The sequence below is a fragment of the Marinoscillum sp. genome (genome assembly GCF_965229915.1).
Taxonomy (GTDB): Bacteria; Bacteroidota; Bacteroidia; order Cytophagales; family Cyclobacteriaceae; genus Marinoscillum.
Map to the genome: position 1 here is coordinate 861,214 of NZ_CBDDJZ010000001.1, position 15,692 is coordinate 876,905.

At 43.8% G+C, this 15,692-nt stretch carries 14 protein-coding genes; 8 read left to right on the forward strand and 6 right to left on the reverse strand.

Going from position 1 to position 15,692, the window contains the following annotated elements; genetic code table 11:
* Positions 1–100: 100 nt before the first annotated feature.
* A complete protein-coding gene (locus ACO067_RS03670; RefSeq protein WP_421870934.1) occupies positions 101–634 on the reverse strand; it encodes a hypothetical protein in 534 nt (177 codons plus the stop codon).
* A 290-nt stretch (positions 635–924) separates the two neighbouring features.
* Here ACO067_RS03670 and ACO067_RS03675 point away from each other — a divergent pair, with 290 nt between their 5' ends.
* From ACO067_RS03675 to ACO067_RS03710, 8 genes are all read left to right on the forward strand, one after another.
* Positions 925–1,707, forward strand: a complete 783-nt coding sequence (locus ACO067_RS03675; RefSeq protein WP_421870936.1) for a heavy-metal-associated domain-containing protein — start codon at positions 925–927, stop codon at positions 1,705–1,707.
* A gap of 169 nt (positions 1,708–1,876) precedes the next feature.
* Positions 1,877–2,248 (forward strand): DUF3703 domain-containing protein, encoded by a 372-nt coding sequence (locus ACO067_RS03680; protein WP_421870938.1) that lies wholly within the window; start codon positions 1,877–1,879, stop codon positions 2,246–2,248.
* Between the two features lie 77 nt (positions 2,249–2,325).
* Positions 2,326–2,727 (forward strand): HYC_CC_PP family protein, encoded by a 402-nt coding sequence (locus ACO067_RS03685; RefSeq protein ID WP_421870940.1) that lies wholly within the window; start codon positions 2,326–2,328, stop codon positions 2,725–2,727.
* Between the two features lie 75 nt (positions 2,728–2,802).
* Complete coding sequence (locus tag ACO067_RS03690) at positions 2,803–5,001, forward strand: carboxypeptidase-like regulatory domain-containing protein (RefSeq protein WP_421870942.1); 2,199 nt, start codon at positions 2,803–2,805, stop codon at positions 4,999–5,001.
* Positions 5,002–5,019: 18 nt separating this feature from the next.
* The gene (locus ACO067_RS03695) at positions 5,020–5,391 is read left to right on the forward strand and encodes a heavy-metal-associated domain-containing protein (protein ID WP_421870944.1); all 372 of its coding nucleotides are present in this window, start codon (positions 5,020–5,022) and stop codon (positions 5,389–5,391) included.
* Positions 5,392–5,478: 87 nt separating this feature from the next.
* Positions 5,479–6,030, forward strand: coding sequence for a DUF4136 domain-containing protein (locus ACO067_RS03700; RefSeq protein WP_421870946.1), 552 nt, complete (start codon positions 5,479–5,481; stop codon positions 6,028–6,030).
* An 11-nt stretch (positions 6,031–6,041) separates the two neighbouring features.
* The gene (locus tag ACO067_RS03705; protein WP_421870948.1) at positions 6,042–7,280 is read left to right on the forward strand and encodes a permease; all 1,239 of its coding nucleotides are present in this window, start codon (positions 6,042–6,044) and stop codon (positions 7,278–7,280) included.
* 37 nt (positions 7,281–7,317) lie between these two features.
* Positions 7,318–8,520 carry a hypothetical protein gene (locus tag ACO067_RS03710; RefSeq protein ID WP_421870950.1) on the forward strand — a complete coding sequence of 401 codons (1,203 nt, stop codon included), beginning with the start codon at positions 7,318–7,320 and terminating at the stop codon, positions 8,518–8,520.
* Positions 8,521–8,551: 31 nt separating this feature from the next.
* Here ACO067_RS03710 and ACO067_RS03715 read toward each other — a convergent pair whose 3' ends face one another.
* From ACO067_RS03715 to ACO067_RS03735, 5 genes are all read right to left on the reverse strand, one after another.
* Positions 8,552–10,468: a peptidoglycan DD-metalloendopeptidase family protein gene (locus ACO067_RS03715; RefSeq protein WP_421870952.1), complete on the reverse strand. Its 1,917-nt coding sequence runs from the start codon at positions 10,466–10,468 to the stop codon at positions 8,552–8,554.
* Positions 10,461–10,841 (reverse strand): BlaI/MecI/CopY family transcriptional regulator, encoded by a 381-nt coding sequence (locus tag ACO067_RS03720; RefSeq protein ID WP_421870954.1) that lies wholly within the window; start codon positions 10,839–10,841, stop codon positions 10,461–10,463. The genes ACO067_RS03715 and ACO067_RS03720 overlap by 8 nt, the downstream gene beginning before the upstream one ends.
* 124 nt (positions 10,842–10,965) lie before the next feature.
* Positions 10,966–11,529, reverse strand: coding sequence for a type 1 glutamine amidotransferase domain-containing protein (locus tag ACO067_RS03725; RefSeq protein ID WP_421870956.1), 564 nt, complete (start codon positions 11,527–11,529; stop codon positions 10,966–10,968).
* 168 nt (positions 11,530–11,697) lie between these two features.
* On the reverse strand, positions 11,698–14,631 hold the full coding sequence (locus tag ACO067_RS03730) for a DNA polymerase III subunit alpha (protein ID WP_421870958.1): 2,934 nt from the start codon (positions 14,629–14,631) through the stop codon (positions 11,698–11,700).
* Positions 14,632–14,683: 52 nt separating this feature from the next.
* Entirely contained in the window at positions 14,684–15,637 is a 954-nt protein-coding gene (locus ACO067_RS03735; protein ID WP_421870959.1) for a hypothetical protein, read from the reverse strand.
* Positions 15,638–15,692: the final 55 nt, after the last annotated feature.

Here is a 15,692-nt window from a genome sequence, read left to right on the forward strand (position 1 = left end):
CTGAACAACATGTTATTTGTTACCATTTTCTTCATTGCCCTATTTCTGATTGGCATTCCGGTATATTGGAAGTATGGGTCTCTAAAAAATCGTGAGTAAGCTATCTGGGATTAAATGGAAAGGCATAATTATCAATTTTCACTCGGAAACTTCTGACATCATTGGGAGTGACGCTCGTGTTTACCAGAGTGTATTCGGCAACTAACGACACCTTGCCTGTTGATTCGTCGGCTTTGGTGATGACCACATTACCTTCCCCTGGATACCAATAATAAATACTACCTATCACGTGTTGGTCATCTGTTTCAATCCAAAAAGAATCAGGTGTATAGTGCTGGGAAACCTGGGTTCCCGACAACTCATATTCATCCCCTGCTTTAAAGAAGGAATCCTCCGAACTATTGATAAATAAATGATGAAAACCCTGCTGCACCGTAATTTCCATAGTGTACGCCGCGGTGTTTGATGCTGAAGGCTTCCAGCCCTTTAGCAATGGCGAAGTACAGAAAGGTTCATTTCCTCCATCAGTGGTTTCATAGCTCTCAAAACCAGACACCCAATCCTGGCACTCTGGCTCTTCTTTGCAGCTAATCAAGATCAGGCCCACTAAGGATAGCATTAGATACTTTTTCATATGATTCAAGTTTAATATCAAAAGTTGTTCTGAAAAAGCACCATTTCAATACCATGCTCAGGGTATTTGTTAAGATCCCTTTTTTGAAGAATCGCGACGGACTCATGAGTTGGCTCCTGGATTGGTTAGATTACGCTCATGATGTTCTTATTAGTTATATTCTTGCCCATATTCTTTGCTATCTACCGGTATAGGAAAAGACAAAGGGAAAGACATAGCTAGCAAAATCTTATAAACCTCTCCCAAAATCCTGTAAAACTTCCTAGCTACACTTTTGCGTTATTTGTAGCATGGAAACGAAAGCATTAATCAAAAAAGACTATAGCATCTCCGGCATGACCTGTAGTGGATGTGTAGAAACGGTTACTGATGTGCTAAAAAATCAGAACAACATCAGTGAACTAAAAGTCCAACTGGATTACCCGCAGGCAGTGATCGAATCTGAGGGAGAATTGGACCTTGCTACAATCAATAAACAGCTAGGAAAGTATACCATCAGCACCGAGAAGCAAGCAAACAAACGAGCGCCAATGCCCGCCATCGGGAAAGCTAAAAAGACGGAAGAACCTTCAAAAAGCTCCTCTCTCCCTCCTATCCAGCTAAGCACTTATAAGCCATTGCTGTTGATTGTTGGATTTATTGCTGGAGTCAGTCTACTCGTGCAGTATCCGTTTGAGCAATTTTCTGGAATGCTCTGGATGAGACATTTCATGGCAGGATTCTTCCTGGTTTTTTCCTTCTTTAAGTTGTTAAACCTTTCAGGGTTTGCCAGCTCTTATCGCATGTACGATATCGTGGCTGCTAAATGGAAGACATGGGGCTTCATTTATCCCTTTGTGGAATTAGGCTTAGGTGTAGCGTATTTAATCAACTTCTCTCCATTCTATACCAATTTGATAACCGTCATCGTACTCGGTGTTAGCAGCATCGGTGTGATCAAGAGCAACCTCAACAAGCGCAAGATCAAATGTGCCTGTCTGGGAGATGTATTCAATTTACCTATGAGTACCGTCACGATCATTGAAGACCTGGCGATGGTTGGCATGGCCGCATGGATGCTTTTTGTTTTGTAAGCTCTTGTCTACTCTTCGAGTGCCTCCCGATGCTTCGAGAGTAACAACTTACTAAGTAAGGCAATGATCATGGGGCGTTCTGTCATCTTGAGCCTGTCTGCCGAATGGAAGGGTACTCGAAAGTTAAGTCAGAACGTCATATGGAATACTCCATAAAAATCAATAAGTCATGAAATTCAATACGTCATTACCCTCAACCCTAAGACCTCATTACCAAAATGAGCTTGTTCAATATCTGGCGGCTTTTGAGCAAAACAAGCTTCAAGAAGCCTGGCGCCATTTGGAACGCGCTCACATCATCGGCCAATCCTATCCTTACGAACACAGCTTTGTACACTGGAAGATGTTGCAGTTCGGATTTCATATTAAAAGCATCAAAGAGGTTTTAGGTCAAATCCTCAGATTACTTGTTGGTGGCGTCAAGTCCTTTGTAGGTAAAGTACCTCTAGGTAATACTGGCGGAGCGAATGTGCCGCCGCTCAGGCCGATGGAGATACCAGAAGATTTACAAGCCATTTTAGGCAAAACCGAAAACGTTTAGTCCGTCCAAAAACTATAAATTTGAATCAGAATCTTGTAAAACATTACCCTAATCATTTTCGTATCTTTGTACTATAAATGCAGGCTCTTAAAAAAATAGCGCACCTTTCCCTCGCCTTATTACTGGTGATAGCCACCATGGGCGTTACCATGCATAAGCATCATTGCCTGGGTAGAGTGAAGGATGTGTCTTTTTTTGAAAAGAGTCAGCATTGTGCGGAGATGATGGGAATGGAGCAGGAAGACTGCCCGATGAGCTGCTGCAAAGATACCAAAGAAGAGTTTAAGGTTGACGAGCTCTCGGTCACAGTTTATTCCTTCGATCTGGATGCAGATTTTCATCTACTAAGTACAATTACTTATGTGCTTCTGGACATTTCTATTCTAGAAGTTCCCACACAAAATTTTGCCTACCGTAATTACAAACCTCCTCTGATTGAGCAAGACATTCCAGTACTTGTTCAGTCATTCTTGATTTAAGTCTCCAATTGAATTAGGGATTAGACAAATGCGTCTATCACTCACATTTATTCAATGGTAATTATGACTTAAACAATGAAATACAATAGCTATTTATTATTCTTTTTATTGTCTCTGAGCACCTTAAGGCTCATGGGACAAACCATCTCTGGAATGGTGGCCGATCAAAATCACGAACCGTTAATTGGAGCAACTGTTCTGGAAGAAAACACCCAAAACGGTATTGTGACCGATGTAAACGGTAAATTCAGTTTCAAGCTAAATGACCCAAAATCGAACATTGTAATTTCTTATACGGGATACGAAACCAAAATACTCAAGCCAGAAGGATCAGGACCTTTTCACATCATGCTCTCAGAGTCCGAAGAATCACTTGATGAGGTCGTGGTAACGGGCTCATCTACTTTCATGGACAAACTTGAACCCAAGCACGTGGAGATTATCACTGCAGGAGAGCTGGCCAAAGCAGCTTGCTGCAACCTGTCAGAGAGTTTTGAAACCAATGCCTCGGTGGACGTATCCTACACCGATGCGATTACTGGTGCTAAAACCATCCAAATGCTTGGTCTTGATGGTCGTTATGTTCAGACCAATCGCGAGAACACACCTTATGTACGCGGATTAATTGGACGCTATGGTTTGGGTTATGTACCGGGCACTTGGATCCAATCCATCGATGTTGGTAAAGGTGCAGGAACCGTAGTAAATGGCTATGAGTCCATGACGGGCCAGCTCAATGTGGAATTAAAAAAACCCGAATCGAGTGAGAAACTATATCTCAATGGATATGTGAACTCATTTGGCAGAGTAGAAATCAATGCCAATCATGCCACCGATCTTTCCGACAAGTGGAGCACGGGGCTGCTGCTTCATACGAATTACCTCGGAACGGAAATCGATGGAAACGATGACGGCTTCATGGACCTGCCCAAGTCGCGCCAGATCAACTTCATAAACCGGTACAAATACGATGGTGAGCGACTCAAGTCTCAAATAGGCCTACAAGTCATCCGCGATGAAAAGGCAGGTGGCCAGCTCGGTTATGACTTTGGAGATGATTTTCAAACGACTCCAGAATATGGGTTCATGAACCAAACCACCCGTGCCGAGGTGTTTGGTAAAGTCGGCGTATTGTTCCCTTCCAAGCCTTATCAAGGATTGGGCTTTATCTACTCAGGATCGTACACCGACATAGAGGCTGGATTTGGTCGAGATGCTTATTCTGGAAAAGAAAAGACGATCTATGGAACCCTCATCTATCAAAACATTATTGGCAATTCCTTTCACCAGTACAAAACAGGCGTGAGCTTGCTATACGATGATTTTGATGAGGCTTATGCCGATTCAGCCTTTGCCAGAACGGAAGTAGTGCCCGGAGCTTATTTTGAATATTCATTCTTACCCGGAGATGATTTCAGCCTGATTTTGGGCAATCGAGTGGATTTTCACAATCTGTATGGAACGTTCTACACACCTAGACTGCACACGCGCTATGCCTTCAACGACAATATGGCCATCCGATTGGCGATCGGACGTGGTTATCGGGTGGGCAACCCTTTGGTAGAAAACATCAATTCGCTGGTTTCCAATAGACAGTTTGTGGTGACAGAGAATTTAGACCCTGAAATCTCGTGGAACATGGGCGGAAGCCTAACATCAACCATTAATATTGGCAACAAGAAAATAGACCTGATTGGGGACTACTTCTATACCACCTTTGAAAACCAGTTGATCTATGACATGGATCAAAATTCCAGTCAGGTGACTATCTACAACCTGGATGGCCAGTCTTATGCACATAGTTTTCAGGTAGAAGCCAAGTACCAACTGAATGAACTCTTTGGTTTTAAGACGGCCTATAAGTACTATGATGTACGCACTACCATCAATGGTGAACTTAGAAAAGCACCCTTCATCTCACGCGATCGGTTGTTCCTGAATGCTTCCTATGCCACCAAGTATGACAAATGGAAGGCAGATGCCACCTTGCAATGGTTTGGCACCAAGCGACTGCCCAATACCAGTGACAAACCAACGGAATTTCAAGTAAGTAATTCCACTCCGGACTTCTTCCTTTTAAATGCCCAGGTAAGCCGGGGATTCCGTTGGGGAAATATCTATCTCGGGTCTGAGAATCTATTGAACTTTAAACAAGAAAATCCGATTGTGGATGCTGAAAATCCCTTTGGCAATGATTTCGATGCTTCACTGGTTTGGGCACCCATTGCTGGTAGGATGATCTATGCGGGAATTAAATATAGAATTGAACGATAACGATAAACTCAAAATATCATGAAAACCAAAATCATTACATCACTATCCTTGTTTTTACTTTCACTAGCTGTATTAGCTCAAAAAGAACCAGTGAAAGTCGATAAAGGCTACAAAGTAGAGATCAAAACCTCCGCAGTATGCGAGATGTGCAAAGAAGCCATTGAGAGCGACCTGGTTTTTGAAAAGGGTGTTAAGGAAGTCAACCTGGATGTGGACTCCAAAATCCTAACGGTGGTTTACAACGAGAAAAAAACCGATCCGCTTACAATCAGAAAGCGAGTGGCCAAAGTAGGATACAATGCAGATAATGTGAAGCGCGATCCGGAATCCTACGAGAACCTCCCCATGTGTTGCAAAGATGGAGCACATGATGACGATGGAAATCACTAACAGAAAGCCAGGTTTGCCTGGCTTTTTTGTCTAAACAACTACCTGCCAGGTCGGTTGCGTAAATAAGAACCAATTAAAGGAGCAACTATGATACGATTTAAAACATCTGTTTTATTAGTCATCATCTCCCTAACCTTCACCCAATGTTCCGTATCTCGCTACTCAGTCATTACCGATTATGATAGAGATGCCGATTTTTCGACTTACGAGACCTACTACTGGTCCGATGAGTTTCAGAGCGAGAACAACAAGGACCCACTTTTCTATAATTCCTTGACCAAAAAACGGTTAAAAACAGCCATCGAGTCTGAAATGCAAGGAAGAGGGTATGTTTTGGATGCATTTGACCCTGATCTTTTAATTAATTCCAGAGTACTTGTGGAACAAAAGAACACCCAACAATCCAACTATAGCTATTCCCCTTACTCGTGGTATTACTATCCGGCTATGCCTTCAAATACCTCTACCCAAAGTAAACAGGGTGGTGTCATTATTGAACTGATCGATAAGGATAGACGACAGCTCGTCTGGCAAGGTTATGCGCCTGAAGTTTTGGAAACCGACACTAGAGAAAAGCAGGAAGAAATTAGAAGTGCTGTAGCGATGATTTTCTCTAAATACGAGCACCGCAACAACTAAATAAAACGTAAATGACCTTTTTAGAAAAATGGGCCGAGGCAGCTTACACCACCACCGGTTTTTTTTGGATGGCCTTATGGGCCTTTATCCTGGGATACGGTATAAGTAGCATCATTCAAGTCTTTGTCACCGAAGATCGCATGAAAAATCTGATGGGCGATTCTTCCCTAAAAAGCATCTCCATTGGCTCATTTTTCGGTTTTATCAGCAGTTCGTGTAGCTTTTCCGCATTGGCAACTTCAAAAACGCTCTTTCAAAAAGGCGCAAGTTTTGTGGCGTCTATTGCCTTTTTACTGGCCTCCACCAATTTGGTCATAGAATTGGGAATCGTTATTTCCATCTTTCTGGGCTGGCAATTCATCCTAGGAGAATATGTAGGGGGCTTGTTGCTCATTGGTTTTAGCTGGCTGCTGATCGCATTGATCAGACCCAATAGCCTCATCAACAATGCCAGAGATAATCTGAAGCAACTCACCAATAGTTCTGCTGGAGGACATCATGATCATGGACAACAGCATCACCAGCATGAACATTCCGAATCCAGTTTGAAACAAAAATGGGCAATGGTCGGCCATAAATACCAGATGGAATGGAACATGGTTTGGAAGGATGTTACCATTGGTTTTACCATCGCCGGACTGGTCGCAGCGTTCGTACCCAGATCATTTTTTGAGACCTTGTTTATCAATACAGCCCAGGGAGGAGACTATTCTTTCTTCACTTTGTTGGAGCACGTAATCATTGGTCCGGTTGCCGCGTTTATGACCTTTATCGGATCCATGGGTAACATCCCTCTGGCCGCTCTTCTGTATGACAATGGTGTCAGCTTTGCCGGCGTAATGGCGTTTATTTTCAGTGACTTAGTAGTGCTTCCAGTGTTGCGCATCAATGCCAAGTACTATGGCTGGAAAATGTCTTTATTCATACTGCTATTACTTTTTAGTTCGCTGATTGCTACATCGCTTATGCTTCACTATGGGTTGGATTTTTTAGAAATGCTGCCCACTAGTGCTACTAATAGCATCACCGAGCAGAATCACTTCCAGTGGGATTACACCACTTTTATGAATTTTGGATTTTTGATCTTGTCAGGGATTTTAATCTACCTAGGTAAAACAGGAGGACATGCCGGCCATCATCACGAAATGGCCCCTAAAAGTCCTTTGACTGAAAAAATCCTCAAAGTACTCGCATTGATATCTTATGGTTGGTTGAGCATCGGACTGATGCTGAAGTATATTATACTTTAATTTGTTTCAGTATCATCGTTTATCATTTAATTCATCAATGAAGAGATTCCTTGTTATTTATATAGTTGTTACAGCGTGTTCTATCCCAAGTAAACAGAAAGAGTTTAACACACCTCTATCCAAACTCATCAACCATGACAATCCGGCTGGACCTAACACTAGCCTTCCCCATCTGGTCAGAGGACCGGAAAACGCGCTCTACTTCTCCTGGGTAGAAAAAGCGGGTGATACTACCGTATTCAACTATTCCACTTTTCGAGACAATACGTGGAGTGCTCCTATCCGCATCGCCTCTGGAGCAAACTGGTTTGTCAACTGGGCAGATTATCCAATGGTCTCAGCTGTCAAGGACGGAAAAATGGCTCATTTTCTTGCTAAAAGTTCGGCTGGCACCTATTCCTATGATGTCAACCTAATTACGGAACAGAAAGGCAAATGGTCTGAGGCATTCATTCCACATACGGATGGCACGCCGACAGAACACGGATTTGTCACCATGCTTCCGCTAACCGATAGTACCTTTCAGGTAGCCTGGCTGGATGGCCGCAATACCGGAGGCGATCATGGGCATGGCGATGGAGCGATGACTTTGAGAACAGCCGTGATTGGCCTTGATGGATCAATAAATGAAGAAACAGAACTGGACAACCGAACCTGCGACTGCTGCCAGACTGGAGGAGCGATCACATCGAATGGACCTGTTTTCGTTTACCGAGATCGGTCTGAATTAGAAATCAGAGACATTTACATCACTCGAAAAGTGGATGGACAATGGACTGAACCTCGACCAATCGCCAAGGACAACTGGAAAATTGCAGGATGTCCGGTGAATGGACCCCGTGCAGATGCTTTGGGGACTAACTTGGGAGTTGCCTGGTACACAGCAGCGAATGGACAACCTAAAGTACAGGTCATATTTTCAACCAATGCAGGTGAAACCTTTGGAGAACCAATCACCATAGATGCTCAGTCGCCGCTTGGACGAGTAGACCTGTCCATGATTGATGAAGAATCTGCCATGGTAAGCTGGTTGACCAAGGAAGGTGACTTATCGCTAATCAAAGCGCGTAGAGTTTTCAGGAATCGCTCCATGGAAGCACCAATAGTTATCTCTCAAACGAGCGATTCTAGAGGTAGCGGATTCCCTCAAATGGCTAAAGTGGGGAATGAATTGTTTTTTGCCTGGACGGTATTGGAGGGTGAAAACACTTCGATTGACATGGCCAAATTGACATTATAAATCAAAAAGCCGGCTATCACCGGCTTTTCATTCAATTATCCTTTTTCTTCTCTTTTGATTTATTCTTATTTTTTGATTTGTTCTTGTCCTTCTGGACAGGTATTTCCTCCAGCCGGTGCTCCTGATCATCGATAAGGATATGGCCTACCTGAACCTCCACAATCTCAGGCAGCTCTCTTTCTACTTCCGCCTCTACTTCAACAGGTACCTCCACTTCAATAGGTGCAGCAGGTTCCTCTTCCCTAATTTCAGCAATCTCCTCTGTGGGAGGTATCTCGATGATTTCAGGAAGCTCTTTAAGGTTTTGGAGCTCCTGCTTGCGTAGCTGTTCAGCCTGAGCTCGGGCTTGCCGTTCTCGTTGCTCCAACTGAGCTTGATTCAGCTTATTTTGCTCTTGAGATTCGATTAAAGCCAATTCCTTCGCACGCATTTGCTCCTCTTTAGCCAGTAGTTGAGCCTGATTGGCTTCAAACTGTTTGCGTTCTGCTTCACTCATTTTAGCAACCACAGCTTGTCTTTCAATAGTTTCTTTTTGCTCTTGTTGAGCTCGGGCTATTGCCTCACTCTTCTTCATCTCTTCACTGAGGCTTGAAAACTTATAATTTTTGATGAATAACTTAGGATCTACATACTTGCCATTCTCAATCACTTCATAATGCAAATGTGGTGCTGTAGACCTACCTGAACTACCCATTTCACCAATGACCTGACCTTTCTTCACCTGATCCCCTACTTTTACTAGTTGTTCAGAAAGCTGTGCGTATTTAGTACGGTAAGTATCATCATGTTTTACCACAATATACTTACCATAACCATTTGGTTGGTTTTCCACCTTTACAACTTCCCCGTCTGCTGAAGCAATAATTTCAGTGCCCGTTTTGCCAGCAAAATCCATCCCATGATGCATTTTTCTTTCTTTGCTAAAAGGATCGGTTCGCATTCCGAAGCTAGAGGAAATTCTAAAAGAACCGTCACTCCTGATGGGCAAAATAGAAGGCTTCTCACCAGCCTGAACAGTCATCACTACTTTTCGAGGTAATTCGATTACATCGCTCATAGATGCCTCCGGTGCTTTCATTTCAAATGAAAACAACACCACCAAACCAAACAAGGTCGGAATTAATAATGCCAAACTTACGAGTGACATTTTATTGGATTTATTTCGATTCATCATCTGTATTCTTCTTTTAATGGTTGAAAAATTGAAGAAGCTCACAGGTCCAGAAAAACCACCTCCAGCCAGACTCACCAAAGACATCTGATAAGCTATTTTGGATTGGGGTGTTACGGCTACAGCCGCATCCACCTGGTATTCATGCACCTCGATCAAACACTTCCTCAGCAAATAGATGAAAGGGTTGAACCAAAGAAGAACAATCATGAAATCGACCAGCATGCGATCATACGAGTGACCAAACTCCACATGCCGTAACTCATGCGACATCACCAAATCCAATTCATGTGCTTTCTCGACCTTAGCCGGGATAAACACTGCTTTGAAAAAGGAAAATGGCTGAGCAAAGGGTGTTCTGAACACTTCCACTGCTCCTATTCGATTGATTAATTCATATCCATATTTAAACTTTCTGATCTTTAGGTAATTCGTCACGTAGCGCTGAAACAAAAGAAAGACCCCAAGCGCATAAAACAGGATAGTCATTGCATACCAGTTGACCTGGAATGAAGACGTCTCTAAAGGAGTTGCCATGACAATCGGTTCTGCTATTAGTCCTGGACCGATCATCTCCACAAACTCCTGGTTGGCCTTTTGAACCGGTTCATTGTGTACCTGTATCACTGGTAACACGAAGCTCATCAGCAACCCACCAACCAAGAACCAGCGATTGAACTGGTAAAAGGTCAACCGCCTGAGAAACAGCAAATAAAACAAGACCAACACGGCATGAAAACTGCTGACCTTCAGTAAGTAAAGCATCCAATCAGCCATTGTCCTGTTGTTTTTTGATTTCCGCTGCTATCATCTCCTGTAGTTCTTTGAGCTCATCCACACTTAGCTCACTTTCCTGAGTAAAGAAAGAAGCAAACTGCTTGGGACTATCATTGAAGAACGTGTGCATCATTCCTTGCAAGGATTCCTTCGCATACGTTTCTTTTGCCACTAAAGGATAGTACTCCTTGGACTTGCCATGGGTTTCAAAACCGATGAATCCTTTTTTCACCAGTACATTCACCACAGTAGACACGGTAGTATATGCAGGAGCCGGATCAGGGTATTGGGCCACAATATCCTTCAGGTAGCCCTTCTCCAGTTCCCACAGATACTTCATTACTTGCTCTTCAGCTTTGGTCAACGCTTTCATACAGCAAGTATATTACTATATTTATAGTTATACAACTATTTTTATAGTAATAACATTTAAGACATAAAAAAAAGGAGCCAAAAGGGCTCCTTCTAGTAGCCAACCTACCACGTTCTATAGTAAATCATACAGTCATTTGCTCTTCATGAATGCCTTCAGCGAATTCCTCTACCATTTTGGCATTGAATGCGTCCAGATCGTCTGGATTTCTAGAGGTTACCAATCCAGCGTCTACTACTACTTCTTTATCCATCCAGCGTGCGCCTGCATTTTTCAGGTCGGTTTTGATAGATGGAAAGGAAGTCATCTCTCTACCTTGAAGCGCTTCTGTTTCGATTAGCACCTGGGGTCCATGACAGATAGAAGCAATAGGTTTTCCCTTCTCAAAGAAATGCTTCACAAAATCCACAACTGGCTCACTTCTTCTCAGTAAGTCAGGATTTGCCACACCACCTGGGATCACCAAACCATGATAGTCGTCAGCATTCGCTTCACTGATATGCACATCTACTGGTAGCTCCATACCCCAGTTTTCATTTTTCCAGCTTCTGATTTTTCCTTCTCGTGGAGAGATTAAAGTCACCTTAGCACCATTCTGTTCTAAAGTATCTCTAGGTGAAGTCAACTCCACCTCTTCGAATCCATCTTCAGCTAGTATTGCAATATGTCTGTTTTCAAGAATATCCATAGTTATCTAAGTTTTTGATTTTCAAATAATTAATCAAACTTCAATAACATTACTAGCTGTGAGGTCAGATCGTTTGGATGAATTCAGATTTAAAAGAATCTTATCTTAAAAACGTATTTACCGAAGACCATTAAGCTCAGTACTCTTGCATAAAATATCATTCGGCAACTATAAATCCATCGTCTGATATTTCAACCGCACCAGATAGTCCACTTCGATGCAGATGGCATCAAACTCTTCGATCACCTTGCCCTGTATCAAGTAAATCCCCTTTCCCGTAAAGGGATACTTCTTAGAAACCGGTGGAAAATGTACCGTATCAATAAATTCCCCCTCTTCATCCAGAAAAGTCCCGAAGTGCATGCGCTCACCTTTGGAAGTGCCGGTGTTCTTGATTGCCACCAGGTAGCCTAATATCCTGATTTGCTCGTTGACTTTCTTAGGTAAATGCCTCGCCAGCACACAGTTCATCGGCTGCTCCTGTAGCAGATAAAACGGACTGTGCAGCGGAAAACCCAGCAGCTCCATCTCATCATACACATCTTCGATCTCCTCATGCTCGATAGCCGGTAGTGAGTATTTCTTCACCTGTGGTTCGAACAGTGACAGTTTGTTTTGGCTCTTACCCGTATTGCCCAGTAAAAAATGCGCATGCCATAGCAGTGCCTTTTTATCTTTACCTGTAAAGCGAAACGCACCGATCCGGATCAGCAAACTCAGCTGCTCCAGCGATACACTCACCCGCCGCACAAAATCATCTACGGACATGAACACTCCATTCTTAGATCGCTCCACCAGTGCTTCATTGATCGTATTTTGCTCTAAATCTTTGATCATCCCCAGTCCGAGGTAGATGGTCTTGCCTTTGATGGTCACCTCCTCGTTGCTCCAATTAATGCACGGTAGCTGAATGTCTGCTCCATGCATGCGTGCTTCGTGGATGTACAGCTCCCGACTGTAAAACCCACCTCCATTATTCAGCACGGCCACCATGAACTCCAGCGGATAATGTGACTTCAGAAACATGCTCTGATAGCTCTCAATGGCATAAGAAGCCGAGTGTCCTTTGGCAAACGCATAGCCTGCAAAACTTTCAATCTGTCGCCAGACGTCTGATGTTAGTTTCTCATCATAGCCCTTCTCCAGACAGTTGGAAAAGAACTTGTCCCGCACCTGCTTAAACTCTGCCCGGGAGCGGTACTTCCCAGACATCCCTCGTCTGAGAACATCAGCTTCCGCCAATGTAAGTCCAGCAAAATAGTGTGCTACTTTGATCACATCCTCCTGGTAAACCATAATCCCATACGTATCTGGCATGATGCTCCACAGCACCGGATGTGCTTCCTGTCGCTTGTCGGGCAGTCGAAACCGAAGGATGTATTCCCGCATCATGCCTGACTTGGCTACTCCAGGGCGTATGATCGAGCTGGCTGCTACCAGTGTCAGGTAATCGTCACACTTCAGTTTGGTGAGCAGCATGCGCATGGCAGGCGACTCCACATAGAAGCAGCCAATGGCTTTGGCTTCACTCAGGTTGATCTTGACTAGTGGGTCTTCTTTGAATAACTTGATATCATGTATGTCTATAGGAATGCGATCCGGTTGGTTTTCTTTGATGATCTCCAGGGCGTCTTTAATCTTGCCCAGCCCGCGCTGCCCTAGCACATCAAACTTGTACAGGCCTACATCCTCCGCCACGATCATATCAAAATGCGTAATCGGAAAGCCCTTGGGTGGCAAGGACGTGGCGGTAAAGTAATGAATGGGTCGCTCCGAAATGATAATTCCACCCGCATGCACACTCAAGTGGCTCGGAAAGCCAGCCAATTTGTAGCCATAAGTGAGGATCAACTTCGCATGGTGGTCCAGGTCTCGTTCGGGTTGTTTTTGTAACTTCCCGATCTCATAGGCAGGCACTCCAAAGACCTTCCCAACCTCACGAATGATCGCCCGATGCTGGAAGGTGCTGTAGGTCGCCAGGAGTACAGCATTTTCATATCGCTCAAAAATGTAGCGTGTCACATCATCCCGATCCCACGAAGAAAAATCCATATCAAAATCCGGCGGACTTTTTCGAAACAGGTTAATGAACCGCTCAAAGTATAAATCCAACTCTATGGGATCTACATCAGTAATCCGTAGCAGATAAGCCACCACGCTATTGGCCCCACTGCCCCGTCCCACGTAGAAGTAGCCTTGATCCCGTGCGTAGCGTACTATATCCCAACTAATGAGGAAATAGGACAAGAACCCCATCTGCCGAATTACGGTCAGCTCGGTCACTACTCGCCGCTTGATGCTCCAGGAAGGGTTTTCTCCGTAGCGATACTTGAGGCCTTTCAAACACATCTCTCGTACTTTGTCATAGTCACCAGATTGCGACCCACTCCATGTCTCCAGGTTCTGCGGCTTGGCAGTCTCACTAAAGTCAAAGTGAATTTCACTCGTGCGTACTATATGTTTCAAGTTCTGAAAAGCGTAAGGCAAGTCTGCATACATCCGTATCAAACGACCCTTCGGCAAGAAAATATCCGTCACATCTGCGGTATCCTCATCGGTAAGTTTGCTTACCAGTGTATTGAGATCAACGGCCCGTAGCACGCTGTGCAGCTCAAAATCATCTCCGCTGGGCAGCGTATAGGTAGGGCAAGCCACCAACTTGTGCTTGGGGACTTTGCTCAGAAATATCGTTCGGGTGATGTCCCGAGGCTTCACACTCACATACTCATAGTGTCGAAGTGGACGCTGGGGGATATTGGTTTGTGGATAGATAATGTAACTATCAGTGATGCAATCCGTCTCGGCAGGAATGGGCTTTTCCGCGTGCAGGTGCTCGGACAAAAAAGCGTTCATTGATTGGTACCCGGCGTTGTTTTGAGCGATGGCCAGAAACTGCTGCTGAGCACCATTTCGGAAATCAATCCCCAGTATGGGGCGAATTCCTTTTTTCTGTGCCTGACGTACAAACTCCAGGTTTCCTGAAGTGCTGTTGATGTCAGTGAGGGCTAGTGCCTTCAGGTCATTCTCCACTGCCCAGTCCATGAGCTTATCAATGGACAATAAGCCATACTTAAAGCTAAAGTACGAGTGAACGTTGAGCATCCGTAAAGCTAATATTTTTAGCTTTACTAATATTATTAGTCTAACTCTTTTTTTACCAACTCACTCCAAGACCGAGCGATAATAGTACCGGAGGAGGATCTTGATCTCCAAAAAGCTGCTCCTGAAAATCAGGATCAATATTGGTGATATAACCCAACCCTACCTGATAATGAAAGCCAAAACCCCCTTTATTCCGGCTGCCGGTTATTCTACCTCCGTACTCCATTGCCACTGTATTGACCAGGCCAAAGCCTCCATCCTTAAAACTTAGATTAAAAAATGGACTATCCTTTTGATCCCCAGTGTGTATTTTCAACCCAAAAGTATATCCACTCAGTCCAGCTCCAATATGAGGACCGAATACATCTGAAACCCTAAACTCATAGTCAAACCCAATCAATGTAAGTCCACCTATTTGATACCCAATTGCACTCACATTGCGATCTTCAATCTCCTCCGCACCTGCAGACAGCTCATAGTCGCTGGTATTACTGGTTTCTCTTACTTTGCGTAACTCTTCATCTGGCTGCCTGGCTTGAAATAGCATGGCCGCCTCCTCTGATTTATCAAACTGCTCAATAACCTTTACTGCCAGGGTGGCAAGATCGCTTTCCGGATCTGAAGATAGTTTTTCATCTGTCTTAGCCTCAAATACGAATTGGTTTTCATAAATAAAATCAACTCTCAAACTGATCACTCGACTTGTTCCCTGATTGACAATCCCAAGATGGCTAATAAATAAGGTGATTCCTTTAGCATCATTTAGACGAGGTATGGATCGGTTGTAAAAATCAACGAAAGCATCTTCCAGGCTTGGTACAACATCGACTGGAGTAATGTCAGCCGTAGCATAGCCTCCACGTTTATCTACAATTTTTTCAACAAAAAAAGCATTTTGAATAGCTACAGATAGCTTGGAAGAGAGATTGACGGACACAGTATCTTGTGACCAGCTAACGCTCGCCCAAATAAGAGCGCTGATTAGCAAATAGAACCTGATTTTCATTTCATTAGAAAAAGTGTGCGCAATGTTAATTGAATTGTAGCGAATTCTTATAACG